Below are 25,958 nucleotides of genomic sequence, written 5' to 3'. Positions count from 1 at the left end.
CGCACTGGTTTGAGTTGCGCACCTGCCTATGTCAATGCAGTTAGATTATTGTGGATCAGCTTGAGTGGTTTTAAGCAAAGTCAGTAAGTTTGCAGCTTTTGGTTTGACTAACCAGAATTTACGGCTGTAATAATCAAACTCGTTACGGATTTTGTAGGCCCATGCACTACCTGTTTCCTTGATGTGCTCATCCAGAATTTTCATCAAGAATTGCTGATGTTCTTCCATTGACTCGGTTGAAATACGGGTTAAATCAATCAGTTCGTGATTATAATAATCGACGAAGTCATTGTCCAAGTCCAGAACATAGGCGAAACCACCGGTCATGCCTGCACCAAAGTTATGACCAACTTTACCCAGTACAGTCACAATACCACCGGTCATATATTCACAGCAGTGGTCGCCTGCACCTTCAATCACAGCGAATGCACCGGAATTACGTACCGCAAAACGCTCGCCTGCTGTACCTGCCGCAAACAACTTACCGCCAGTTGCGCCATACATACAGGTATTACCAATAATCGCTGTATTTTGGGTCTGGAATGGTGAACCTTTTGGTGGGAAGATCGAAATACGACCACCTGCCATACCTTTACCGACATAATCGTTGGCATCACCTTCGAGTTTGATATGTAAACCGCCTGCGTTCCAAACACCCAGTGACTGACCAGCAGTCCCCTCAAGTTTCAAGGTGACAGGTGCACTTTCCATACTCAAATTGCCATAACGACGGGCAATTTCACCGGATAAACGGGCACCAATCGAACGATCACAGTTACCGACTCGATAATAGAACTCGCCACTTGTACCATTTTCAATGGCAGGTAACATATCGCGCACCATACGTTCAGCAAGTAAACCTTTGTCGTGTGGTTCGTTGCCTTGTACCTGACAGTATTGTGCTTTGCCTTCTGCCGAAGGATGCGATTGCAACAATGGCAATAAATTCAGATGCGCCTGTTTTGAAGTTTCACCTGGTAAAACATCAAGTAGATCAACACGACCAATCAAATCCTTGAGTGATGCAACACCTAGCGCAGCCAGCCATTCACGAGTTTCTTCGGCAATAAAGCGGAAGAAATTGATCAGCATTTCCGGCTCGCCAATATAGTGTTCATGACGCAAATGGTCTTGCTGTGTTGCCACACCGGTTGCACAGTTATTTAAATGACAGATCCGCAGGTATTTACAACCCAGTGCAATCATTGGTGTGGAACCAAAACCAAAACTTTCTGCACCCAAAATCGCTGCTTTTACTACATCCAGACCGGTTTTTAAGCCACCATCGGTTTGCACCCGAACTTTACCACGCAGGTCATTGACACGTAGTGCCTGATGCGCTTCTGACAGACCCAATTCCCATGGTGAACCAGCATGATGAATGGAAGACAATGGCGATGCCGCAGTACCACCATCGTAACCAGAGATCGTAATAAAATCGGCATAGGCTTTGGCAACACCGGCAGCAATGGTTCCTACACCCGGTTCAGACACCAGTTTTACCGACACCATGGCTTTTGGATTGACCTGTTTTAAGTCAAAAATCAATTGTGATAAATCTTCAATCGAATAAATATCATGGTGTGGTGGTGGAGAAATCAGAGTCACGCCCGGTACAGAATAGCGTAAACGTGCAATCAGACTATTGACCTTACCACCCGGTAACTGACCACCTTCGCCCGGTTTCGCCCCTTGTGCCACTTTGATCTGTAACACTTCCGCAGAAGTCAGGTAGGCTGGTGTCACCCCAAAACGACCCGATGCAATCTGCTTGATTTTGGAGTTACGAATGGTGCCGTAACGTGCAGGATCTTCACCGCCCTCACCGGAATTTGAACGACCACCAATGGTATTCATGGCAATCGCAATCGACTCATGCGCTTCTGGTGACAATGCACCCAATGACATACCGGCAGAGTCAAAGCGTGGTAAAATATCTTCAACCGCTTCCACCTGACTAATATCAATAGAATTGTCGGTTTTAAGCGTTAACAAATCACGGATGGTTGCCACCGGACGGTGATTCACCAATTCGGCATATGCTTTAAAATCTTCATATTTGCCAGAGCGAACCGCCTTATGCAAAGTATTGATCACATCTGGATTAAACGCATGATATTCCTTGCCAAAGACAAATTTCAGCATACCACCTTGATCAATTGGCTTACGTGCTTTCCACGCCAGTTCGGCCAATTTTTTCTGATCATTTTCCAGATCTTCAAAGGTTGCACCCTCAATACGACTTGGTACACCAATAAAACATTTGTCCACAACCGCTTTAGATAAACCAACGGCTTCAAATAACTGTCCACCACGATAAGATGCAACGGTAGAAATACCCATTTTTGATAAAACTTTTAATAAGCCTTTATCAATCCCTTTACGGAAGTTGGCCTGAGCATGAATCGGATCACCCAGCAATTCGCCTTTGGCAACCAGATCATTAATCACATCATAAGCCAGATATGGATAGATCGCTGTTGCACCAAAGCCAAGTAATACGGCAAATTGATGCGGATCACGCGCAATACCAGTTTCTACAATAATATTGGCATCGGTACGCAGACCGACATCAATTAAATGATGGTGTACTGCGCCTGTGACCATGAGTGCATTGGCTGGCAAATAGCCTTCACGAATATTCTTATCAGAAAGAATAAGCAGGGTTTTGCCATCACGAATTGCCTGCGCAGATTCTTCACAAATACGCTGAACCGCGGCTTCCAGACCTTCTGCTTGCGGATAATTCAGATCAATTTCTGCATTCTCGTAGCCTTTACGCTCGACATGACGAATTTGATACATTTTTGAATTAGAGAGCACCGGACTGGAAATGATCAGACGTTCTGCATGATCCGGTCCTTGCTCAAACACATTCTGCTCACGACCAAAACAGGTTTCCAGTGACATCACAATAGATTCACGCAATGGATCAATTGGCGGGTTTGTCACCTGTGCAAACTGCTGACGGAAATAGTCAGACACATGACGTACCTGACGAGACAATACTGCCATTGGCGTATCATCACCCATCGAACCAACCGCTTCCTGTCCGCTTTCTGCAATTGGACGTAACATTTGATCACGCTCTTCAAATGTCACCATAAACATTTTTTGTGCAGCTTTTAACGCATCACCAGTCAGACCTTTTTCAGCCAGATTTTCTTCCAGTTGCATATCTGCCTGAAGCTTGACTGAACGATCACGCAACCACTCACGATAAGGACGCATTTTTTTCAGATGGTTACTGACATCTTTGGTGTCTAATAATTTACCAGTGTAAGTATCGATAACCAAGATTTGTCCCGGACCGACACGACCTTTAGACACCACGTCTTCTGGTTCATAACCCCATACACCAATTTCAGAGGCAAGAGTGATATAACCATTTTTGGTAATTACCCAACGTGCAGGACGTAAGCCGTTACGATCCAGCATACAGATGGCATGACGACCATTTTGTACCACCAAGCCGGCAGGACCGTCCCAAGCCTCCATATGTTTGGAGTTAAATTCATAGAATGCACGTAAGTCTGCATCCAGTGTTTCCACATTCTGCCAAGCAGGCGGTACCAGCATACGCAAGGCACGGAACAGATCCATTCCACCACCGACCAGAATTTCCAGCATATTATCCAGACTGGAAGAATCGGAACCTGTACGGTTCACCAACGGTTTAATATCCAACAAACCTGGCAGCAATGGATTTTCAAATTTAGGTGTACGTGCCACAGACCAGTTACGGTTTGCAGTAATGGTGTTAATCTCACCATTGTGTGCCAAATAGCGGAAAGGTTGTGCCAGCGGCCAACGAGGTAAGGTATTGGTAGAGAAGCGTTGGTGGAAAACCACGATATGCGATTCAAGACGCTCATCTGCCAGATCGGTATAAAAATCGTCAATTGCTTCCGGCATCATCAAGCCTTTATAGCTAATGACGGTAGAAGTCAAAGTCGTTACATAAAATAATGGGTCATTTTGCAACTGCTGCTCTGCACGGCGGCGTGCCAGAAATAGCTTACGGTTAAATTCAACCTCAGTTGTGCCTTCTGGACAGTTTACTAAAATCTGTTCAAATGCAGGCAAAGAACGTAAGGCGATTTCACCTAGAATATCAACATTAATCGGTACTTTACGCCATGTTGCAACAGTTAAGCCTTCCGCCTCAACTTCTTTATTTAAAATTGTTTTGGCATTTTCGGCAAGTGCAGGATCAAGATTTAAAAATACCGTACCGACAGCAAAAATATCGGTTAAAGTCACATTTAATTTTTCTGCCTCTGCACGAAAGAACTGTTTTGGCATCGCCAATAACAGACCACAACCATCGCCTGTCTTTCCATCTGCTGCAATACCACCACGGTGCGTCATACAGCTCAAACTATGAATGGCTGTTTTGACCAAATGATGACTTTGTGTCCCTTGCATATGTGCAATCAAACCAAAACCACAGTTGTCTTTAAATTCATGCGGCTGATACAAACCCTGATTTGGCTGTTCAGTGGGAGCTACAGTATTGAGCGATGGCATGTGCATAGCGTACCCTTCTATTCCAATGATGACTTTTTAACAGTCAAATTAAATCAAGCAAAGCACAGACTTTAAATGATGGTCATCAAACAAAACTGTGATTGTAGAGGTAGTTTAACCCCAAACAGTAAACTACACACACTGTTTATTTGATTAAAAAATGCACTAAATTTGTACATTTTCGACCACATTTTACTTTTTTAATGCAAATTTCATGCAAAATAAAGAAATTAAGTCTATTAAACTTCCTCCTAAAAGCAAAAAACATGCCATTAATGTCAAGTTACACTCAATTGATTTCTAACATTATTTTTATAAGCCAAAATCGTTTCGCACCACATTTGCCACAATAATTGCACCAACACAATGCAGTGATAAATTTACGATTAAATTTGCTCTTTTTTGGTGCAATTATTAAAATGGATCGATTACTTGTGGTTCAGTTTGTGTTGGTTTTGCAGCAGGGGCAGTTTTTTGCTCAGAATTTGGCTTCATTTCCTCACTTTTTGGTGCGACTGATGAATTTTCAACATGCGTACTTTTTATTTCACCACGTTCATCTTTACGTTGAATCGTCGTGGTCGTACCTGCTAGATTTGGTACATTCCCTTCAGATGACTTAATCGACAAGTCCACCATTTTCGGTAAAGCGGCTTTACGTAATACCACAGATCGCAGTGCAACACCCGAAGATAACTCATCACTGCCCAAATCATTGACCAAAGCGGAATATACCGAAATCTTTTCAGGCAGAATTTTTATGCTATCAGGTAATTCAAAATCAATTTTCTGCGAGGCTTCCATGGCCTGTTGCACATTCTGATATAAGCCATAGATTAATACAAATTGTTCAGGATTTTTACCGTCACTCAAACGCAAATAATTAAAGTTTTTACGATCGTCACGTTTGGCTAGATATGAGCGAATAATATCTTCCTCAGTGACTTTCATAATTTGTAGTGTCCAGCGTTTATTCTGTTCACTGACAAACTTGGCACCCCGAAATTCAGGTTCATGATTACCTTGAAGCACTGTTCGCTTTGACAAATCAATCGCAGGCACTTCTGTCGCAAAACCACCAAGGGCTTGACTAAATGAAACTTTTTCAGCCTGAACCGGACGCAATGACTGCTGTGCTTCTTCTTCAACTGGTACGACTTCTTCTACGGCTGAAATTTTAAACTGTAAAATCCAGATGATAAATGCAACCACAAAACATCCCACACCCAAAGCAATCCATGTCGAGTTTTTGATGAGTTGCCATGTTTGTTTAGGTGTAAGCATTTAGACCTCTATCTAAAATTTATGCGGGAAGCTGATTGAAAGTAATGGATTTTATCAAGGTATCCTGTGCAAATTCATTATGAATCACTGCCTGACCCAGATTTTTTAATAGAATCAAACGCAATTGACCATTCAAAACTTTTTTATCGTGCGCCATATAACCCAAAAACTGCTCAACAGGAATATATGGACAGATTACTGGTAATTTCGCCTGTACTAAAATATTTTTTACCCGAAGTACATCCTGATGATTTAACCAGCCCAATTGTTCAGACAGTGTTGCCGCCATGACCATACCAGTTGCGACAGCTTCGCCATGTAACCAGACACCATAGCCCAGATAAGATTCTATCGCATGGCCAAAAGTATGCCCAAGATTAAGTAAAGCACGCTCACCTTTCTCAGTTTCATCGTTGGCAACTATTCTGGCTTTATGCGCACAGCAGCGATATACCGCCTCAGCGAGTAATGCTGGATCACGTTGCATGAGAGCCGGCATATTTTGTTCCAACCAGAGCAAAAAATCAGCATCGCATAACAATGCGTATTTAATCACTTCTGCCATACCCGCAGATAGTTCACGTTCTGGCAAAGTCTCCAATACACGCATATCTGCAAGCACAGCTTCCGGTTGCTTAAACGCACCAATCATGTTTTTGCCTAATGGATGATTGATACCGGTTTTACCACCAACGCTCGAATCGACTTGCGACAATAAAGTGGTTGGGATCTGAATAAAGTTTACACCCCGCTGGAACGATGCCGCGGCATAACCCGCCATATCACCGATTACACCACCACCCAGTGCAACCACAGTGCAGTCACGATTAAAACCAGCCTCTAACAACGCATCAAAAATTAAATGTAAATGCTCAAAATTTTTATATTTTTCACCATCTGGCAAAATACAAACTGCTATTTTTTTGCCTAATTTCTCAAACTGGGCCTGATAATAGGACAAATACAATGCCGCAACTGTGGTATTTGTAACAATCATCACCTGTTGCCCAGAAATATAAGGGGCTAAGAGATCTGCACTATCTAGGGACTGACCAATAAAAATCGGGTAACGGCGTTTGCCCAATTCGACATATAAAGTTTGCATAGCAGTAGTATTCATAAGTTTGATGTTATCGGTTTTTCACGAATCAATTGTAGTATTTTTTGTGCCAGATCACGAGCAGAACCGTGATTGGTTTCCACAATAAAATGCGCAACATCACGATAAAGCGGATCCCGAATCTCCAGTAAATCGCGTAATTTCTTTTCTGGATTTTCCACTTGCAGTAAAGGTCGGTTACGATCACGACTGGTTCGCATCAATTGAATTTCGACAGGGGTATAAAGATACACCACGACACCACGATGATGAAGATTTTGTCGGTTTTCATGTTGTGTAACTGCGCCGCCGCCGGTGGCAAGCACAATATTTTCCAAATTGGTGAGGTCATGAATAATCGCTTTTTCTCGAATACGAAAACCCACCTCCCCTTCCTTTTCAAAAATCCAGGGAATGCTTGCACCTGTACGTGATTCAATTTCGTGATCACTATCGATAAATTGACGATTGAGTAATTCTGCCAGATATCGCCCTACAGTTGTTTTACCTGCACCCATTGGACCCACCAAATAAATATTTGGTAGATCCAGGTGATGATTATGGCTAATCAAGTGCCACCTATGCCAACAAATTTTTTCATTGCCTCTATATTAACGATTTGTTGAAGTATTGTCATTTACAATGCGAGGTGTGACAAAAATAAGCAGTTCATTTTTATCGTCTTGCTTTTCAGTTTTTCGAAATAAACGACCAACATAGGGCAAATCACCTAGGAGTGGAATTTTTGTGACAGCATCACCTTTTGTGCTTTCAAAAACACCACCTAATACTACTGTCTCACCATCATCAATTAATACATTAGTCGTAATCTGATTGGTTGAAATAATCGCCTCACCATTTTGCGCATAACTATCCAAAGCATCTTTGGCAATATTAAGTTGCATATTCACTTTACCATCAGGGGTAATGCTGGGAGTAACTTCTAACTGCAATACAGCATCTTTAAACTCTGTAGACGTCGTTGTACCAGAAGTCGTACCACTTGTCGTTTGATATGGAATCTGAACCCCTGATTTAATTAATGCTTTTTGTTTATCTGCGGTTAAAACTTTTGGAGTAGAAACGATTTCTGTTAAACCTTCAGCTTCAGATGCCGATAACTCCAAATCTAGCATAAAATTTGAGAAGTTGATTAATCCAAATGAAATTTGTCCTGATGCATTACTAACTCCCAGATCGACACTCACATTATCAGATAAATCAGAATATTGAGTGGTATCAGAATTAGACAATGTACTTAATGAAGATCGACTACCAGCCACTAGGAAATTACTATTTTTTGAAGCAACACCCCACTTCACTCCAAGATCTTTACTAAAAGTATTTGTTGCTCGGACTACCCTTGCTTCAATCATCACCTGTTTAACCGGGATATCAATCAGATTAATCATCTTACGGATTTCATCAATTTTTTGTGCCGTATCGTTAACAATTAAGGTGTTAGTACGGATATCACTGGAGATAGATCCGCGGGGACTTAACAAACTACCGGTTAACTCATCACTATTGGTTGAGGCACTTGTACCCCCCGAATTTGTAGATGACCGATTACGGGTAGTAATCAACTTTTCGATATCAGCGACTTTGGCATAATTCAACTGTATGTAATCGGTTTGAATCGGTGCTAGTTTAACGCTTTGTGCTTGAGCCTTGGCCTCATCTTCTTCTGCCTTAATGAGCTCGGAAACCGGTGCAATCCAGATCACGTTGCCATTGCGACGTTTATCCAGGTTCTTGCTTTTTAAAATAATATCAAGCGCCTGGTCCCAAGGCACTTCTTTTAACCGAATGGTAATCTGTCCCTGTACCGAATCGGCAGCCACTAAATTGACATCGGTAAAATCTGCCAGCAACTGCAAAACACGTCGTACTTCAATATCTTGAAAATCCAGAGAGATCTTTTTACCACTATAATTTTGGGCATTACGTTTAACAGCAGCATTATTTTCGACAGGACGTTTTACACTAATGGTGAGTTTATCTTCTGCCTGATAAGCCATATATTCATAGCTACCTGTAGGCTGAATCACTATCACGCCATTGCTACCTTCATTATAGGCATCAATCGAAGAAACAGGGGTAGCAAAATCATTGACATTTAAACGTCTGGCAAGATTCGTCGGGACTTTAGAACCTAATAATCGAATAACAACTTTACTGCCTTGTTGCTGTACATCAACCGGAGTACTTGAACTCAGTAACTGAATATTGACTAAACCTTCGCCTTGTGCCCCTCGTTCAAAACCAATATTGGATAAACCATTGGCTTTTGTAGTGATTGGCTGGGAAATAATATTAGATGGCACAGCAACCGGAGTTTCCAATTCAGGAGACACTTTAAGAATAAAGCTATTGCCTTCGGTACGGGTGGTAAATGCGCCATGTTGTTTTAAATGAATGGTTAATCTGGAACGTTCATTATCCACCTGTGCATCAATATTGGAAATTTCCGCACTATTAACGATAATATCATTATTGGTGAGTTTATTATTTGCACCTTCAAAATCTAAAATTAAGCGTGTAGGTCCTTCCAACTGATAGGCTTTTGGTTGTACGGGTAATCCGTCAAACACGACTTGTAACTCGGTACCCTGATTCCCTAGTTGCAAAGGTATCACCTGCGTAATACCCACCTGAGCACTTACACTTTGTACAACGGCCATCGCAACCGCCGTCATGACAAAATTTTTCATCGTGAAACCCCTATTCATCATCAACCCCATTTTTTCAAATATGCTCATCTTTTTCATTGTATTCTTCCTACTATTGAGCATTGCCATATAGAACCAGATTACGTGGACGTTCAATAAACCCATCCTGACCATCTGGCACAACCTCAATTAAGGAAATTTCATTTGCTGTAATCCCTACAATTCTGCCATGGTTTTTACCCATATAATTGCCCTTTTGTACCTGCTCAATTTCGCCATCAGGCGTCCTTACCAAAGCAATGATATTACCGGAGGCACCACGCATGGTACCTTTCATCAACAACTCTTCCAAAGCATAACTTTCAAGCGGCTGTAAAGGACGGGCGAGATTCGGATAAACACGTTTACCCGACATAATCCTCAACTCATTTGCAATACTGGTAGGTACAAAAGGACTTTTTAGCTGAAAACTGCTATAAATATAATTAGGGACTGGCGTAAATGTAGGTGGCGGTTCAACCGGTAAAGGCGGTTGATTGCGAATTTCCTGCATCTTGATCATTGCATTTTCTGTACGTGATTCACATCCACCTAATATCAATGCAGCCAGCCCAAATAAAACAACCTGACTGAGGCGAGCTTTATCTATCATTTCTTACTCTCCTCAAGTTTATTTTTATCATTTTCAGTCATATAGCGATAGGTTTTTGCCTTTACATTCATCAAAAGCTTGGGCACTTCACTGCCTTTTACCTCTTCAGCCTTGATATCAAAATCATGTAAAGTAACAATACGTGGCAGAGCCGCAATCGCACTGACAAAACCGCCCATACTGTGATAATGCCCCGATACCGAAATATCAATCGGCTGTTCGATAAAAATCTCCTGTTTTACTTCTGGCAATAACTGGATATTTTTAAATTCAAGCCCCGAAGAAACACCGGCCATATTAATATCTTCAACCAGATCAGGAATTTCAGTTTCCTTTGGCAATTGATCCAGTTGCTGATTGAATTGGACCTCCATTAATTGCACTTGTGCCTGATATTGCTGCAAGTTTCTCAACTTGGAATTTTTATCACGAAATTCATTTAATAAATTCTGCTGCTGTGCTTCCGCTTGCGAAATCCTATCCTGTACCCCACGAATAAGAACAAAATAAGCCAACACACAGATCAGAACAAGGATAAATACATACATGGTAAACTTGACTGAAGCTGGCCAAGCACCAATGTTTTCCATATCCATTTGTTGTAACTGCTGAACATAGCGTTCAAAAGAAAAGCCTTTTTTGGCTTTTCCTTCTGCCTGATCAATTTGATCCATATCTTCCATACTCATGGTGCCACCTCGTCATTTTTCTGCGGTGCGACAAGAATGGTACTCATATCCCCCATATCTACTGTCACCAAAAAGGTACCATAAGCATCTTCTACACGAGGTGCGACTGCACCCTGTTGCTGCGGCTTGATTTCACCTGCAATAAAAGAATTCATAAAGGCATTTCTAAACCATGGTGACCCACCAAGATTTCTTAAAAAATCTGAAACCACATTTGGATCCAAAGCTTTTCCGCTAATCGAAAATTTATCGCCCTGTCTTGAAAAACCAGTTAAATACATATTTTGTGGGGTTAATTTTGAGATTTCATCAAATATATGCACAATCACAGGTCTTACACCTTGTAGATCCTGAATCAGTTTCATACGTTCCACAATTTCATCACGACGTACTTGCAAACCATCAAGCGCTTTAAGCTGTTGATTAAGTTTCTGGTTTTCCCTCACGATACTTTCATTTGCAGCATTTTGCTCATCAAGTTGATGATTATAAGACATCCAGATTAATGCTGATAAAATAATCCCTAATATCACCACGCCAGTACTGACAGCGATAAATTCTTTTCTGCGTTGTGCTCGACGTTCTTCACGCCAAGGCAATAAATTTATTTTCGCCATCAGTCAAAACTCCTTAATGCCAGCCCACATGCCACCAATAAAGACGAAGCATCTTTTTCTAGTTTTTTCAAATCTACCTGTGGCGCATAGCTCATGCGCAAGAAGGGGTTTGCCACTGTGACACGATAGCCTAAATTATTTTGCAATAATTTGGGTAAACCCTGAATATTCGCACCGCCCCCTGCCAATAACAAATGATCAATCTCTGAGTATTGTGAAGAAGAAAAGAAAAATTGTAATGATCGGGCAGCTTGTTGTGCCAAAGCGTCCATAAAGGGATAAAGAATTTCAGTTTCATAATCATCGGGTAGATTACGTTCTTTTTTAGCAAAACCTGCTTCTGCATAAGACAGACCATAACGTTGCTGAACTTCCTGCGTCAGTTGTTTTCCACCAAAGCTTTGCTCCCGACTATAGATCACCTTGCCACGGTCTAGGACAGTAAGTGTAGTTTGTGTATGGCCAATATCCAATACACCAACTAAATTTGCGCCCATGGGCAAACTGTCTGCAAGCAAGGCGTAAGAACGCTCCAATGCATAAGACTCAACATCAACAATTTTTGCTTTTAGTCCAGCCAGTTCAACCACTTCCACCCGTTTTTCGACATTTTCGGTCCGTGTTGCAACCAGCAGGACATCCACTTTGTTTGGATTGCGCGTATTGCGCCTTAAAATTTCAAAATCCAGGCTGACTTCATCCAAAGGATATGGAATATATTGTTCTGCATCCATACGAATCTGAACTTCACGTTCATCATCATTCATGTCTGCATCCATTTCAATAATTTTAGTGATGGCTGAAATCGTAGGCACAGCAACAGCTGTTTGCTTAAGACTCGGATTTGCCAAATTATAGGTTCGCTCCAAAACCTCCCCTACATTTTCAGGCTGCATAATGGTTTTATCCATTACATCATTTTCCGCCAATGGCAACACCCCGTATGCTTCAACCTGAAACTTGCCATTTTTTTCACTAAGTTGTATTAACTTTACAGAAGTAGAACTAATATCTATACCCACAACACCCTTAGATGCTTTAGAATTTAATTTAAGCACTATGCGTTTCCTATTTTTATCCCCTGAGAAATATGGAATCTGCACCATTTTTTATCTTCGCAGCATTTTATTGCTAACAATCTGCATAGCTTATCGCTATACTTACAGGTACTTTCCAATTTCACTACACATCGTGCTTATTAAAACCCAGTTATTATGAAAAAGCTATCATCTCATGGACAGATTCATCCGATTTTTTCAATTATAATTTTAGGATTATTATCTGTTCCCATGGCATTTTATGGCATGTATTTATATATCGCGCCGTCTTTGCCCAGCATGAATAGCCTGCAAAAGGCACCCTTAGAAAAACCATTACAGATCTTCACCAAAGATCAATTACTCATCGCCGAATTTGGTGATCGTCTGTCCATGCCGGTACAATATCAAAATATCCCACCCGATTTGATTCATGCTTTTTTAGCGGCCGAAGATTCATCTTTTTTTGAGCATAGCGGTGTAAGTTTTAAAGGTTTAGGCCGTGCCATTACAGAAACTGTCAGCGGTGCTGCACAGACAGGTGGCTCAACCATCACCATGCAAGTCGCAAAAAACTATTACCTCACCCCTGAACGTACTTTAAGACGTAAACTGACTGAAATTTTTCTTGCACGAAAAATAGAAGAAAACCTAAGCAAAGAGGAAATTTTAACCCTATATGTCAATAAGATCTTTTTAGGTAAAAATGCCTATGGCATTCAGGCAGCTGCACAAATTTATTATAATAAAACCCTAAGCCAACTAACACTGGCCGAAAAGGCCATGATTGCAGGTCTACCTAAAGCACCATCAAAATATAATCCCGTCGCCAATCCAGAACGCGCATTAGAACGCCGCAACTGGATTCTTGGCCGAATGCTGCAATTGGGCTACATTGAACAACAACAATATGAACAGGCGATTGCCGAACCAATCCAATTAAAACTCTATAACCGTAAAATTCAAGAAAAATACCCCTACCTCGCAGAGCTGGTACGAAAAGAACTGGTAAGCCAATTTGGGCCACAAGTCATCAATTCCGGTTTTCAAGTCTATACCACAGTGGATAGTCATCGTCAGGAACTCGCAGAAGAAGCTGTACGTTCTGGTCTGGAAGCTTATGATCGTCGTCATGGCTGGCGAGGGGCAGAAGCACACGACAAACCGTTAAAGGACTTTATTACTTTTGCCAATATGTGGCCCGCCAAAGTGATTAAAGTCAATCAAAGTAGTTTCGAAGCAGAACTCAAAGACGGATCAACAGTCACTATTCCATGGTCTGGGATGAACTGGGTCAGATTATATAGAAATGCCAATAATCCGGGCCCCGCTGCAAGCCGGGCTTCACAAATTGTTAAAGTCAATGATATTGTTCGTGTCCGACCCAATGCTGATAAAACCAGCTGGAGCTTGGTTCAAGTGCCAAAAGTACAGGGCCAATTAATCGCCCTAAATCCCAATAGTGGTGCGCTTGAAGCCATTGCCGGTGGTTTCAATTTCTACCAATCAAAATTCAATCGTGCTGTTCAAGGCTGGCGTCAACCGGGTTCTACGATTAAACCTTTTGTTTATGCGCTCGCATTAGAACGTGGTATGACACCCTATACCATGCTCAGTGATGCGCCCATCACGATTGGCAAATGGTCACCCAGAAACTCTGACGGACGTTATTTGGGTATGATCCCTTTACGCCGCGCACTATATTTATCCCGTAATACGGTTTCAGTCAGAATTTTACAGAATGTAGGCATTGAACGTACCCGTCAATTCTTTATGGATATGGGCTTACATGAAGATCAAATTCCAAGGAATTATACCATTGCCTTAGGGACACCACAGGTATTACCGATCCAGATGGCCACTGGCTATGCTACCTTTGCCAATGGCGGATATCGGGTACAACCCTATTTTATCGATCATATTAATGATGCTTTTGGACAAACCATTTTCAAGGCAAACCCTGCCTACGCATGTATTAGCTGTGTAATCGAACAGGAAAAAAACATCACACAGCAAGCAGATGTCGAGACAGATCCACAAGATGATGAGAATGTCACGCTACTGACCAATAATAATGCAGACAATACCATTGTTGCGCAAGCTAACAATGACCAAAACGTCAATTCAAATGCTGATCAAAATCCCGATGCAAAAATTTCCGGACAATATCGCAAAGCACAACGTATTTTAAAATCAAGTTCTGCCTATGATATGGCAAATATTTTACGTGATGTGATTCAACACGGTACAGGCCGTGCAGCGTTAAAACTGGGTCGTAGCGATCTAGGCGGAAAAACAGGAACCACCAATGATGCAAAAGATGCATGGTTTGCCGGTTTTAATGGTAATTTGGTTGCTGTGGCATGGGTAGGCTTTGATGCACCAAGTACCTTAGGTCGACGTGAATATGGTGGTGTGGCAGCACTGCCAATCTGGACAGACTTTATGGGAGGCGCACTCAAAAACCAACCGCTGGCTTGGGTAAAACTAGATCAAAATGGAAACAAAACCATTGATCAACAAACGATGGACAACAGCTTGGTCGATGAAGACTATTTACGTCAGCAAAAAGAAACACCGCCAGTTGCACGTCCGATCTATCGTCCACCAACAATTAGCAATCCACAGAATAACCTACGTGATCATGATTTCTCCGATTTACCCGGTGAAGAAATTCTGATACCGGATAGTGCAACACCGCCAGCTATCAACCAAGCGACACCGCAAAACAAGCAGAATGCTGGCAATAATACCGAGCAGGTCCATCCTAATAGTATTTTCTAATCTCAAGATATAAAAAAAGCGAACAGATTAGAGTTCGCTTTTTTATTACAAAGAAAACTAAGCTTCTAATAATTGCTGTAAATTACTAGCGCGGATAATGCCTCTCATTTTTTCGGGTACCGCTGTTAATTTCAGACTTTGCATGCTTGGGGATGCTCTTAACCATTGAATGAAAATGGCTAAAACCAGTGTATTACCATGCTTTAAATTAGACAGATTTACCTGTATAGGCCAAGACTGCTGTTGTTTGAGTTGCACAAGTCCTTGCTGATAAATTTGCTGCGCATTGTCAAAATCAACCTGACCATTCAGATAAAGCTGATTATTTTTAAATTCAACAGCTGTCATCGTTATATCCTTATTTTTTAGCGACATCCGCATCAGGTTTAAAGCTAGCAATGGCTTTATCAATGTTGCCACCGTTTTGCTGTACCGTTGATTTAAACTGATCACGGAAAGTCAGGGCAAGGTCGATACCACTTACATTGATATTACGGATTTTCCATTGGTTGTTTTTATCCACCAACTGGAATCCAACTGGAATTTTATTACCATTGGTCGCTTTAAAATCCATCATGACCACTGGATATTGCGAGCCTGTATCTCTATAAGGGCGCAAGGTATAGCCTTCATTACTGTATTGTGCCAAACCTTTTGCGTAGGTTTTGATAATACTGTCACGGAAATTTTTGGTAAATTGTCCACGTTGTGCAGGCGTTGTATATTGGTTGGAATAATACTGCCCCATCACCAAGCGTGAAAAACCTTGTTCATCCACATAAGGCTCAATATTCTGTGAAACCAGTTTATTGATGACCGTAGAATTTTGTAGCTGACCTTTATTTTGCTTCAGTTGTGCAATCATTTGGTCTGAAATACGTTTGACAAAATCCGGTGGCGCTTCTTTAGGCGCAGCAAAAGTCAATGAGCTAGCCAACATACTTGTTACTGCCGTCGCAAGTAATACTTTGTTCATGGCTGTCATACTGTGTCTCCTATCATTCTTTAAATAATGCAGCATCATCACTTGATTGTTGTGATGCAGTCGTCGCTGGGCTTGAAGCCGGTTGTTGCTCTGCCGCCTGACTGGTATTTTGTGAGGTCGAGCTATTGGTAATAAACTTATTCACTAGATCTTCAATTTCCACTGTACCCTGCGTCTGGGTGTCTGGAAAACTGCCACCCTGAGCAATATAAGTAAACGCACCACCTGGCTCAACCTTTAAATATTTTTCACCAATAATGCCATTGGTTGCGACTTTTATATAAGCATCTTCATCAATGGTGGTGATGTGTTTCATGTTATCAATGAGTTGCTTTTCCATAGCTTTTTGTTGTGCAGCATCGGCCTGCTCATACTCATAGCTGTATTTCAAATCCTCAAGCGCATTTTTTTCCACCTGCTTTAATTGCTCTGGAGTAAAAGTGGTGAGTTTTTTATCCATGGCAATAGTCACAATGGCACGATCAACCATCGGATCAAACGCAATTTTTTGCACTTGTCCAACCTTGACCCCACTAATCGTCACTTTTGCACGCTCTTTTAAACCACTAATGTTGTCAAACTTGGCAGTTAAAGTATAGGTTTCGCCTAAATTACTACCAGCCAAACCACTGACACGCATTGCCAGCAAAAATAATGCCGCTGCAAATAGAATTACAAATATGCCAACGGCCAGCTCAACTGTACGCGATTTCATTTAATTCACTCCGAACATGACCGCAGTCAACACAAAATCAAAACCCAAAACACACAAAGACGAATACACAACGGTACGCGTCATAGAAGTTGCAATACCCTCAGGTGTAGGCTCACAAGCATAACCCTGATAAACCGCAATCCATGTACAGATCACAGCAAAGACAATACTTTTTACGATGGTGCCATTAAACACATCTTGTCCAAATTCGACGGATGCCTGCATGCTATTCCAGAACGAACCACTATCCGCACCCAAGAAATCGACGCCTATCAATTTACCGCCAATAATCCCTACCGCCGCAAAGACTACGGAGAGCATCGGTAAACTGACAATACCCGCCCATAACCGTGGTGAAATGATTTGCTTTAATGGATCAACACCAATCATTTCCATACTGGCAAGTTGCTCGCTTTGTTTCATCGATCCAATTTCTGCGGTCAGTGCTGAACCAGCCCGACCTGCAAATAATAACGCAGCAACCACGGGTGCAAGTTCTCGCAACAAGGTCAAGGCAACAGCTGTACCTAACATTGCTTCACTACCAAAATTCACCAGAATACTGTACATCTGCAAGCCTAGCACACCACCAATAAACAATCCGGAGACGCTGATGATCAGCAAAGACATCACGCCAACGCGATACATTTGATAAATAAACAAACGCACCCCTTGCCATGTTGGTACTGAAAGAAAAACTTGCAATAACATGAGGGTCGCCATACCAATGCCCTGGACTCTCTCAATCACTCGCCGTCCAAGCAAAGCTATTGCATTCATTGTGCTACCTCTTGCTGTGCCAAATAAGGTGTATGGCTAAACTGATAATCGACAGGACCATCAATTGAACCGTTTAGAAACTGTTGTACAAATGCATTTGGGTGTGCTCGAAGTTCATCAGGTGTGCCCTCGCCCTGAACAATGCCTTCTGCAACCACATAAATATAATCGGCAATAGAGAGTGTTTCCTCGACATCATGCGAGACAATAATCGTGGTCAAATCCAATGCTTCTCGTAATGAACGAATCAATCTGCTTAACACACCCATCACAATCGGATCCTGTCCGGCAAAGGGTTCATCATACATGATCAATTCCGGATCCAGAGCAATTGCACGCGCCAAAGCCACACGACGATTCATCCCGCCTGACAATTCTGAAGGCATTAATTTTTCTGCGCCACGTAATCCAACTGCTTCAAGCTTTAAGCCGACAATCTCGCCAATCAGATTTTCTGGCAATTTGGTATGTGCACGAATTGGAAACGCCACATTCTCATACACACTCATATCGGTAAATAAAGCACCACTTTGAAATAACATGCCCATACGAGCACGCGCTTCAAACAATTCTTTACGTGACATACTGCCAATATCTTTACCATCAAGCAGCACATGTCCTCGATCTGGCTTAAGTTGCCCACCAATTAAACGCAATAGTGTCGTTTTCCCTGTACCCGAAGGCCCCATAAATGCAGTAATTTGCCCACGACGAATCGTGACATTAATATTGTCATAAATAATACGTGTGCCCCGATTGAAGCTTAGATTTTTCACTTCGACCAGTGCATGATTTTGTACATAATCTTGAGATTGGAAAGATGGATTCATATTTCTATTATCTATCCATTATAGGAAAGGCATATCTTACAAAGAAATGTCGAAAATATCGTTATAATTATGATAAAAATTACTTTTTATCTACATCTTGATGGAGATGTAAGACATATTGTACATCATTTGATTTAAATTTTTCTTTAATGACCGAATAACTGAGATAAACAGCATTCAACATGACCAATGCAACAAAAATATACGGCACAGATGCTCCTTAAAATAAAAAAATGTATATATCATCACATATTTTAACATAGCCGTTGTTTTTAGAATAGCCATAAAAAAACACGCCCTAAAGCGTGTTTTTTTAATAAACCCTAAAAATTAAGATTTATCGCTTGACCATTTACGACGTTCGCCACGATCACCTTGGGAAAAACGACGTTCAGTATTATCATGTTGACCAAATTCGCGACGAGCTGGACGTTCACTGTTACCAAACTCACGACGAACCGGACGATCACCAAAATCTTTACGTGGTGCTGGACGGTCGCCATTACCAAATTCACGACGCGGTGGACGATCACCAAAATCTTTACGTGGTGCTGGACGATCGCCATTACCAAATTCACGACGCGGTGGACGATCACCAAAATCTTTACGCGGTGCTGGACGATCGCCATTACCAAATTCACGACGTGGCGGACGGTCACCAAAATCTTTACGTGCAGGACGATCACCCTGACCAAAACTACGACCTTCTGGACGATCACCACGTGGTTGATAATCAGCACGGTTACCACGATTATCATCATTATTGAAACGTGGTTTATCGGAACGTGGCTTACCAGCAAATTGACCTACAGCATCAGTCGATGCATATTCGCGACGTGGGCTACGCTCATCACGTTTGAAGTGACCTTCGCCTTCAACACGACGCTTACCAGCGAAACCACCACCAAAACTGCGACCTTCTGGACGATCACTACGTCCGCCACGGTCTGAAGAGCGATCAAAGCCACCACGTCCACCACGGCGATCACCTTGTTTCTTACCACCAGCACCGGCACCACTACGACGAGGACGTTCTTGTGGTGGAGATGGCTCTAAACCTTCAATTTCAGAAACATTTAAACGTGTTTCCAAGTAATCTTCCAATGCACGAATTTTGCCACGTTCACGGTAAGTCGCCAAAGTGACTGCCTGACCTGAACGACCAGCACGGCCAGTACGACCCACACGGTGAACATAGTCCTCATTTTTCATTGGAAGACCAAAGTTAATCACGTGAGAGATTGTCGGTACGTCTAAACCACGTGCTGCAACATCGGTTGCCACCAAAATTTTTGCTTTACCTTCACGGATGCTGCGTAAACGACGGTTACGAACCGATTGTGGCATCGCACCGTGCAATGCAACCACAGAAAAACCAGATTCAGCCAACTCTTCAGCCAGCATATCAGTATCTTCTTGGGTAGAAGCAAAGACAACCGCTTGATCAAGCGTTTCATCACTTAACCAGTGATTCAGTAATTTTTTCTTATGTTCAAAACCATCAGTCCAATGCAAGGTTTGTGTTACATCAGTATTGGTGGTATGGCCAGTTTCAATTGCGATACGCTCAGGTGAATTCATCATGCGTTCAGCAAGTGAAATAATACGACCAGCAAATGTTGCAGAGAACATCAGAGTTTGATCACGCTCACTAGCCAAATCACTGATCGCTTCCAGATCTTCAGAGAAACCCAGATCCAGCATACGGTCTGCTTCATCAACGATTAACGCTTTAACCTGATTGAGTTTTAATTGACGACGATTAACTAAATCCAGTAAACGTCCTGGAGTCGCAACTAAAACCTGCGCACCTTTTAACTGTTGAATTTGTTTTGCAAATGGCATACCACCCATCACAGCTGCGACACGCACACCTTTCATGTGACGAACCAGATCAATAGCATCATGGCTAACTTGCTGTGCCAATTCACGGGTTGGGCAAAGTACCAGAATTGATGGTGCAGGTACTGCACGCATACGTTCTTTAAATGGTACAAAAGTATCTTCTTGTGCAATTGCATTTAATGTTGGCAATAAAAATGCTACTGTTTTACCTGAACCTGTTTGGCTAGAAACCAATAAATCCTTACCTTCTAGGGCAGCAGGAATTGCTTGTTCTTGTACTGGTGTTGGTGCAGTAAAACCTAAGTCTGTTAAGGCGAGTTGTAATGATTCTGCGAGAGAAAAATCTGCAAATGTCTTGCTCATAGAGAGTTCCACCTATTCAGGTGCTCCAATTTTAAAATTTGTATGTAATACATCGGCATCAGGCGGCAAAGCTCAAGCTTTTACCCACTATTTCAAGTAGATATCCGATTTAAGACGATGTGGTCTATAAACGCACACATGATTACGGCTGCAACCTGAAAAATCGCTTAGGCGATTCGGCGCGAAGGGAACGTCCTCTCATTGGACAACACGCGCAGACTACGCAGACTATAGGTAGTATTTAAAAGGAAATGTTCAGGTAAGAACGGAAAATTCGTGCGTTCGGCAAGTATAACAGCAAAAAACTAAAAAAGATATACTTATTAAAATAGTTTGTTTTATTCAGGTCTAGAACGTTCCATTGCAATCTCAGAAAACTTAAATCCCTGAGACTGGAAAAAGTCGCCTGCACCTTCTCGTCCGGCACGTAGCACCCAAGTCACTGCGGGTGCCTGCGCCATCAATGTTTTTATCAGTTGTGAGGCAATCCCTTGGCGCTGAAATGTTCTATCCACCACCAGCATGGATAAATAGCCATTCGATAAGAAGTCAGTGATGGCCCGGGCAAAACCTATGATTTGAGACTGGCACTCCACCACATACACCAATTGTGAATTGGCAATAAGCTGCTCAAGAAATACTTGACTGACTATTCGATGTGACCAGCCATGCGATTGCAAAAGTTGAAAAACTGCGGGCAAATCTTTGTTTTGAAAAGACCGAATATGGATTTGCTTCCCATCTTTACGGGATATGCGTATTCCATTTAATTCATACATTAACTGCTACTTTTTCAATTTCGCCAATTTACCCAGCGTAAACCCATAAATGGCTGCAAAAGGTAAAGCTGTTCTTGCCAGATAAGGCACATACCACAAACCGCCATGATTGGCATTTTCCATGATCAATTTTAATGGATGTTCCAGCGTATTTTGTGGATTAGCCACGCTATCTGGACAATTAAGATCGTAAATCCATAATGCCGCCATAATGGCATTGGTGGTTTCTGGACTAAAAGCTTCCACACCAAACAAATCTGCGCCTTCAAAAGCGGCTTTCAACAATGGATTTTTAATCACTGATCGGGTTGTGGTCGATGGCGCAATATTAATCGATACTTTTTGTCCTTGCTGACGTGCAATTAAGGCATACCATTGTTGTAAACGTTTGGCCAAAGCATAATTCGGCCCCTGTTCTACCACCATACAATCAGCAATGGCATATTGCTGACCATTATCCGATGCATACAAGGATTCGTCATTAGGTTGAAAGAAATGTGAGAACGACACTTTATTGACAGCTTTGGATAAAAACTTTTCGATCTGCGTACGTTTTTGTTTACGCTGCTCAATGGCTTCTATCACACGCTTTGGAATGGCATAAATATCTGTTGGGGTGAGCATAAACATAATGCTACTGTCAGATTTTAACTGACTGATTTTCTGCATAATCGAAATCATTGCAAGCGATACACGCACATGCTTTTCACCATCGAGATAGGCAATCCCAGCCAAATCCAGCTGTTGCCTAAAACTTGCCAGCCAGCTGGCAATTTCCGGCGCCTGTTGCAGTAAATCGACACCCAAAACCCGCTCACCATTTTTCCCTTGCTGCATTGGCGCAATCAATGTGGCATTACCCTTACGGATGGTATCCTGAATTCGTTGCCAGATTTTTTCATTGGGTAAATCAATGGCAACGATATTGGCTTTCCATTTCGACAACCATGTCAAAGGTCCTGCTTCGGAAGCAGCGCCAAACAATACCACTGTACGTTGCGATAAATCGAACCATTCTGGATGCTGATAAACAGTTTTTAATGCATCTGCATGGGTTGGATCAATAATGCCATTGGTCTGCCAAATATCGATTTGCTCTAACAAGGCCTGTCCGGTTAAAAACTTGCCATGATAGGGAATCCCCCATTCAGCAATTTCCTTATTTCCCTCACCTTTTAAAGTGAATTTGGCAAAGCTAAAATCTTGTGGACTCTGCATCGCATCATTCAATGTATAAGTTTTGCCATCACGATGAAAAACTAAGGCTTGCTGTGCAGTGTGCAGTCCTTTTTCGGCAATTTTCAATGCGGCATCGACCGACTGAATGCTATGCTGTACCAATGCTTTAAAATAGTAGGGATAATTTCTGCGCCAGTTTTTTTCTTTTAATACATCTACGGATTGCGGTGCCGCAGCTGCCTGTAATGCAGCATGAATAACCGTTTTACCAAAACCTGATGTACTGGGTTTACCGGTCTGTTCTAATACAGGAAACTGGATGCCATCATTATTTTTTGTAGACATATTATGCGTCTCCATACGATTACAATCATCATCAAAAAAAGCTAACAGTTAATCATGACAAAAAATTGCGGTAAAATAACTGACCAAAAAGCTCATTGTGGTTAAGTTTTGTTTTAGTGTATTGCGAGTCGTTAGATTTCAATACTCAACTTTGATCATGTAATTAATGACCGAATTGAATGTATATTTACACTGTCTTGATTATCAACTTATGACAAAAAAGCTGTCATCGACATTAGTCGATAACAGCCTCTTAAACATTAAACTGTTTCATCTCTATTTGTTACGACGACTAAGAGTTGAGATCAATCCCATTCCGATCAAACCAAACATGGTCCAAATCCCGAAACTCCCCGAACTGGTTTTACCTGTGGTACTGGCCTCATTTAAATCCAGATCCACAATCACAGGATCATGATCAGAAGAACGATAAGCATCTTCGGCATAGAATAATGCTTTTTGCTCATCAGTTTTATACTCTTCGTTATAATCCAGTACTGTTGGCTCATCGGCATTAATATGCCATGCAAAGGTTTTCTTCACCAGCGGATAGAGATCGGCATCAGCAAGCGCATGATCCAAACTCCCTGCTCCACCATGACCTGTGCTATTACTGGCAACACCAAAGACATAGCTGTACCCTGCTTTACCTTCCCCAATATTTTCATCGGTCAATAATGTTTTAAAACCTGCTTGTTGCAAAAGTAAAATCGGTTCTTCTTTGGCATAACTGTTCATATCTCCCAGAATCAGCGTATTGCTTTTTGTTACGCCTGTCGGATTTTTTGCTAACCATTGTATTAATTTTTCGACCGAAGTTTTGCGTGTCGGATTCCAGCAGCTTTGCCCATCATTTTGATCCGCTTCTGTATCGGTCGCCCCGGAACAACTTTTTGATTTTAAATGCTGCGGAACAACCGTAAAGGTTTTTCCACCCGAAATTGGCTGGAAACTTTGTGCAATGGTGGTACGGGTTTTATTATCTGCAAAATCAAAAGTCACCGGATCATTTACAGGTTTGACGCGTTTGCTGTTATAGATAATCGCCACGGCAATGGCATCGCCACCCAGTTTATCAGCAGATTTTGGCGTAACATATTGCCAGTCGGCACCTAAAGCATTGGTTAAATATGCCAGTGCACTGTCTTTATCATAACCATTGTTGGCAATTTCCATTAATCCATAGACATCTGCATCAATGTCCTTTAATGCTGCAACAATTTTTGCATGCTGACGTTTAAATTCTGCTTCTGTGGTCGCACCACGCTCGGTTGGAAAACCTTGTTCTGCCCCATTGTCATAGTTCAGAACATTAAATGCTGCAACCCGAATCTGCTTGCTGTCTTTGGCAACTATGGACGGCCGTTTATTACTATCGGCTACGACTTCGACGGTACTTTCAGTTAAGATCGGTTGGATCGCATAACCATAGGCCATACGGGAAAGCACGCCTTTCACATTGACATTAAGCTGTGCACCTGCACGCAAAGTATTTGCTGAACTAAAATTTAGTGGCCATAATGGATTAATGTTCTGTTTACCATAGCCATCGTCAAGGTTAATTTCCGAACGTTCATTGAGTTCAGCCAAAGTTTTTGCCTCGGACGAGCCTGCCGGATAAAGCTGGGTGGGTATAAACAAACGAGAAGGTGTTAAGCTTAAGGCACCATAACGTCCGTAGTTATAATTTTCACTAATGGTTAAAGTCTGAGTCGGTTTGAATTCAATCAATTCACCTTGATACTGCTCGAGCAAACTCAGGCTACTCAGTGGCAAAGTGAGTGACTTGGGTTTAACCAGTGCAGAAAGCGAAGTATTACAGGTCCGGACTTTGCTTACATCTTTGATTTGAAGCTGATTGTTATAGCTACCCAAGGTCCCATTCAAAATAACGTCATCACCTACTTTTGCATCTGTAATGGTAGGCACATAGACAAAAATACCATTACTTACACCAGATTTTGCCGTCGTATCTGGTGTTTGCAGAAAAAAGCCATCATGTCCATTGGCGTAGCGATAATCAGCAGTAATGATGCCTCGCACATTATATTTGGTGTTTTCGCTGCCTTTACGCACATCAGAAATTGATGTATATGTTGAGGTGCAGCTTAATGCTTCTGCTGGTGTCGTTGATGTTGTATCAAGTGTTAAGTAAGTTGAATATGCGGTCGGACTTGACCAGATTTTCCATGATTCATTCACATCAAATGTTTGATAAATGTCTATGCCACTGCCCGAAACATTATTACTGGTTTTGGTTCGCTCAAAACTATTTTTTGCGGTTAAAATACTGCCTGAAACGGCCCAGCCTGTATCCGGTCTAAACCCAACCTGACCGAAGATATCGACAGGAATTCCTTTATAGTAAAGCACAAGCGTATCATCACCATTCATATTGAGATTGCCGACTTGTTTAACCGCATCACCTAGCGTTGTTTTTAAATCTGCATGGCCAACCAAATATTTCCCTTTACTCGCCAAATATCCTGCCAGAGTCACAGTCGTTGTCGGCTTATCTGCGGCTGCGCCATTTGCAAAAAGCTTAATTTGATAATCAGCCAAATTCACGGTTGCCGCATCAGGATTATAAACTTCCATTCCTTTGTTATTGCCACTTCCATGGATATAGTTACTAAACATTAATTGTGCATATGCCGACGTAAAACAGCTAGATGCGCCGAGCAGCAAAAAAGATTGCATTAAAATATTGTGTTTCGAATTTTTCATTACGCATATCGCCCTAGAAAAAGTTCGAACCAGTTTATTTTTTTGG

19 protein-coding genes and 1 pseudogene are annotated in these 25,958 nt (G+C 41.9%); 1 reads left to right on the top strand and 19 read right to left on the bottom strand.

Annotated elements, in window-relative coordinates; genetic code table 11:
- Positions 1 to 45: 45 nt before the first annotated feature.
- The 9 genes from gltB to CRO21_RS07810 all read right to left on the bottom strand — a co-directional run bounded on the left by gltB (position 46) and on the right by CRO21_RS07810 (position 12,601).
- A complete protein-coding gene (gltB, locus tag CRO21_RS07850; protein ID WP_171294012.1) occupies positions 46 to 4,530 on the bottom strand; it encodes a glutamate synthase large subunit in 4,485 nt (1,494 codons plus the stop codon).
- Between the two features lie 414 nt (positions 4,531 to 4,944).
- Positions 4,945 to 5,814 (bottom strand): hypothetical protein, encoded by an 870-nt coding sequence (locus CRO21_RS07845; protein ID WP_097078771.1) that lies wholly within the window; start codon positions 5,812 to 5,814, stop codon positions 4,945 to 4,947.
- A 19-nt stretch (positions 5,815 to 5,833) separates the two neighbouring features.
- Positions 5,834 to 6,919: a 3-dehydroquinate synthase gene (gene aroB / locus CRO21_RS07840; protein WP_097078887.1), complete on the bottom strand. Its 1,086-nt coding sequence runs from the start codon at positions 6,917 to 6,919 to the stop codon at positions 5,834 to 5,836.
- 11 nt (positions 6,920 to 6,930) lie between these two features.
- Complete coding sequence (aroK, locus tag CRO21_RS07835) at positions 6,931 to 7,482, bottom strand: shikimate kinase AroK (protein ID WP_322853232.1); 552 nt, start codon at positions 7,480 to 7,482, stop codon at positions 6,931 to 6,933.
- Between the two features lie 42 nt (positions 7,483 to 7,524).
- A complete protein-coding gene (gene pilQ, locus CRO21_RS07830) occupies positions 7,525 to 9,645 on the bottom strand; it encodes a type IV pilus secretin PilQ (RefSeq protein ID WP_097078886.1) in 2,121 nt (706 codons plus the stop codon).
- 52 nt (positions 9,646 to 9,697) lie between these two features.
- A complete protein-coding gene (locus CRO21_RS07825) occupies positions 9,698 to 10,237 on the bottom strand; it encodes a pilus assembly protein PilP (RefSeq protein WP_097078769.1) in 540 nt (179 codons plus the stop codon).
- Positions 10,234 to 10,926, bottom strand: coding sequence for a type IV pilus inner membrane component PilO (locus tag CRO21_RS07820; protein WP_097078768.1), 693 nt, complete (start codon positions 10,924 to 10,926; stop codon positions 10,234 to 10,236). Before CRO21_RS07820 ends, CRO21_RS07825 begins: the two co-directional genes overlap by 4 nt.
- Positions 10,923 to 11,543 carry a PilN domain-containing protein gene (locus CRO21_RS07815; RefSeq protein ID WP_097078767.1) on the bottom strand — a complete coding sequence of 207 codons (621 nt, stop codon included), beginning with the start codon at positions 11,541 to 11,543 and terminating at the stop codon, positions 10,923 to 10,925. Before CRO21_RS07815 ends, CRO21_RS07820 begins: the two co-directional genes overlap by 4 nt.
- A complete protein-coding gene (locus CRO21_RS07810) occupies positions 11,543 to 12,601 on the bottom strand; it encodes a pilus assembly protein PilM (protein ID WP_213064406.1) in 1,059 nt (352 codons plus the stop codon). Before CRO21_RS07810 ends, CRO21_RS07815 begins: the two co-directional genes overlap by 1 nt.
- 156 nt (positions 12,602 to 12,757) lie before the next feature.
- Between CRO21_RS07810 and CRO21_RS07805 the strand changes: the two are divergent.
- Positions 12,758 to 15,074: pseudogene (locus CRO21_RS07805) on the top strand (penicillin-binding protein 1A); the annotation flags it as partial.
- Between the two features lie 347 nt (positions 15,075 to 15,421).
- Here CRO21_RS07805 and CRO21_RS07800 read toward each other — a convergent pair.
- The 10 genes from CRO21_RS07800 to CRO21_RS07760 all read right to left on the bottom strand — a co-directional run bounded on the left by CRO21_RS07800 (position 15,422) and on the right by CRO21_RS07760 (position 25,912).
- On the bottom strand, positions 15,422 to 15,712 hold the full coding sequence (locus CRO21_RS07800) for an STAS domain-containing protein (RefSeq protein ID WP_097078764.1): 291 nt from the start codon (positions 15,710 to 15,712) through the stop codon (positions 15,422 to 15,424).
- A gap of 10 nt (positions 15,713 to 15,722) precedes the next feature.
- Positions 15,723 to 16,349, bottom strand: coding sequence for an MlaC/ttg2D family ABC transporter substrate-binding protein (locus tag CRO21_RS07795; RefSeq protein ID WP_097078763.1), 627 nt, complete (start codon positions 16,347 to 16,349; stop codon positions 15,723 to 15,725).
- A 13-nt stretch (positions 16,350 to 16,362) separates the two neighbouring features.
- Entirely contained in the window at positions 16,363 to 17,064 is a 702-nt protein-coding gene (locus tag CRO21_RS07790; protein WP_097078762.1) for an MlaD family protein, read from the bottom strand.
- Entirely contained in the window at positions 17,065 to 17,844 is a 780-nt protein-coding gene (gene mlaE / locus CRO21_RS07785) for a lipid asymmetry maintenance ABC transporter permease subunit MlaE (RefSeq protein ID WP_097078761.1), read from the bottom strand.
- Positions 17,841 to 18,674 carry an ABC transporter ATP-binding protein gene (locus CRO21_RS07780; RefSeq protein ID WP_097078760.1) on the bottom strand — a complete coding sequence of 278 codons (834 nt, stop codon included), beginning with the start codon at positions 18,672 to 18,674 and terminating at the stop codon, positions 17,841 to 17,843. The genes mlaE and CRO21_RS07780 overlap by 4 nt, the downstream gene beginning before the upstream one ends.
- 79 nt (positions 18,675 to 18,753) lie before the next feature.
- Complete coding sequence (locus CRO21_RS17795; protein ID WP_265734855.1) at positions 18,754 to 18,885, bottom strand: hypothetical protein; 132 nt, start codon at positions 18,883 to 18,885, stop codon at positions 18,754 to 18,756.
- Between the two features lie 119 nt (positions 18,886 to 19,004).
- Positions 19,005 to 20,882: a DEAD/DEAH box helicase gene (locus CRO21_RS07775; protein WP_097078759.1), complete on the bottom strand. Its 1,878-nt coding sequence runs from the start codon at positions 20,880 to 20,882 to the stop codon at positions 19,005 to 19,007.
- 338 nt (positions 20,883 to 21,220) lie between these two features.
- Positions 21,221 to 21,661 (bottom strand): GNAT family N-acetyltransferase, encoded by a 441-nt coding sequence (locus CRO21_RS07770; RefSeq protein WP_097078758.1) that lies wholly within the window; start codon positions 21,659 to 21,661, stop codon positions 21,221 to 21,223.
- 6 nt (positions 21,662 to 21,667) lie between these two features.
- Positions 21,668 to 23,200 (bottom strand): hypothetical protein, encoded by a 1,533-nt coding sequence (locus CRO21_RS07765; RefSeq protein WP_378234926.1) that lies wholly within the window; start codon positions 23,198 to 23,200, stop codon positions 21,668 to 21,670.
- A 261-nt stretch (positions 23,201 to 23,461) separates the two neighbouring features.
- Positions 23,462 to 25,912 (bottom strand): ExeM/NucH family extracellular endonuclease, encoded by a 2,451-nt coding sequence (locus tag CRO21_RS07760; protein WP_097078756.1) that lies wholly within the window; start codon positions 25,910 to 25,912, stop codon positions 23,462 to 23,464.
- Positions 25,913 to 25,958 lie beyond the last annotated feature (46 nt).

The organism is Acinetobacter puyangensis, from assembly GCF_900096995.1.
GTDB lineage: Bacteria > Pseudomonadota > Gammaproteobacteria > Pseudomonadales > Moraxellaceae > Acinetobacter > Acinetobacter puyangensis.
This window is presented reverse-complemented; position numbering and strand designations above follow the sequence as displayed.

Coding starts and splice junctions, on each gene's coding strand:
- CRO21_RS07790 (WP_097078762.1), bottom strand. CDS start 17,064: ATGAAATCGCGTACAGTTGAGCTGGCCGTTGGCATATTTGTAATTCTA.
- CRO21_RS07795 (WP_097078763.1), bottom strand. CDS start 16,349: ATGACAGCCATGAACAAAGTATTACTTGCGACGGCAGTAACAAGTATG.
- CRO21_RS07825 (WP_097078769.1), bottom strand. CDS start 10,237: ATGATAGATAAAGCTCGCCTCAGTCAGGTTGTTTTATTTGGGCTGGCT.
- CRO21_RS07820 (WP_097078768.1), bottom strand. CDS start 10,926: ATGAGTATGGAAGATATGGATCAAATTGATCAGGCAGAAGGAAAAGCC.
- CRO21_RS07800 (WP_097078764.1), bottom strand. CDS start 15,712: ATGACAGCTGTTGAATTTAAAAATAATCAGCTTTATCTGAATGGTCAG.
- CRO21_RS07760 (WP_097078756.1), bottom strand. CDS start 25,912: ATGAAAAATTCGAAACACAATATTTTAATGCAATCTTTTTTGCTGCTC.
- pilQ (WP_097078886.1), bottom strand. CDS start 9,645: ATGAATAGGGGTTTCACGATGAAAAATTTTGTCATGACGGCGGTTGCG.
- CRO21_RS07775 (WP_097078759.1), bottom strand. CDS start 20,882: ATGAGCAAGACATTTGCAGATTTTTCTCTCGCAGAATCATTACAACTC.
- CRO21_RS07780 (WP_097078760.1), bottom strand. CDS start 18,674: ATGAATCCATCTTTCCAATCTCAAGATTATGTACAAAATCATGCACTG.
- mlaE (WP_097078761.1), bottom strand. CDS start 17,844: ATGAATGCAATAGCTTTGCTTGGACGGCGAGTGATTGAGAGAGTCCAG.
- aroB (WP_097078887.1), bottom strand. CDS start 6,919: ATGCAAACTTTATATGTCGAATTGGGCAAACGCCGTTACCCGATTTTT.
- gltB (WP_171294012.1), bottom strand. CDS start 4,530: ATGCCATCGCTCAATACTGTAGCTCCCACTGAACAGCCAAATCAGGGT.
- CRO21_RS07765 (WP_378234926.1), bottom strand. CDS start 23,200: ATGGAGACGCATAATATGTCTACAAAAAATAATGATGGCATCCAGTTT.
- CRO21_RS07770 (WP_097078758.1), bottom strand. CDS start 21,661: ATGTATGAATTAAATGGAATACGCATATCCCGTAAAGATGGGAAGCAA.
- CRO21_RS07845 (WP_097078771.1), bottom strand. CDS start 5,814: ATGCTTACACCTAAACAAACATGGCAACTCATCAAAAACTCGACATGG.
- CRO21_RS07815 (WP_097078767.1), bottom strand. CDS start 11,543: ATGGCGAAAATAAATTTATTGCCTTGGCGTGAAGAACGTCGAGCACAA.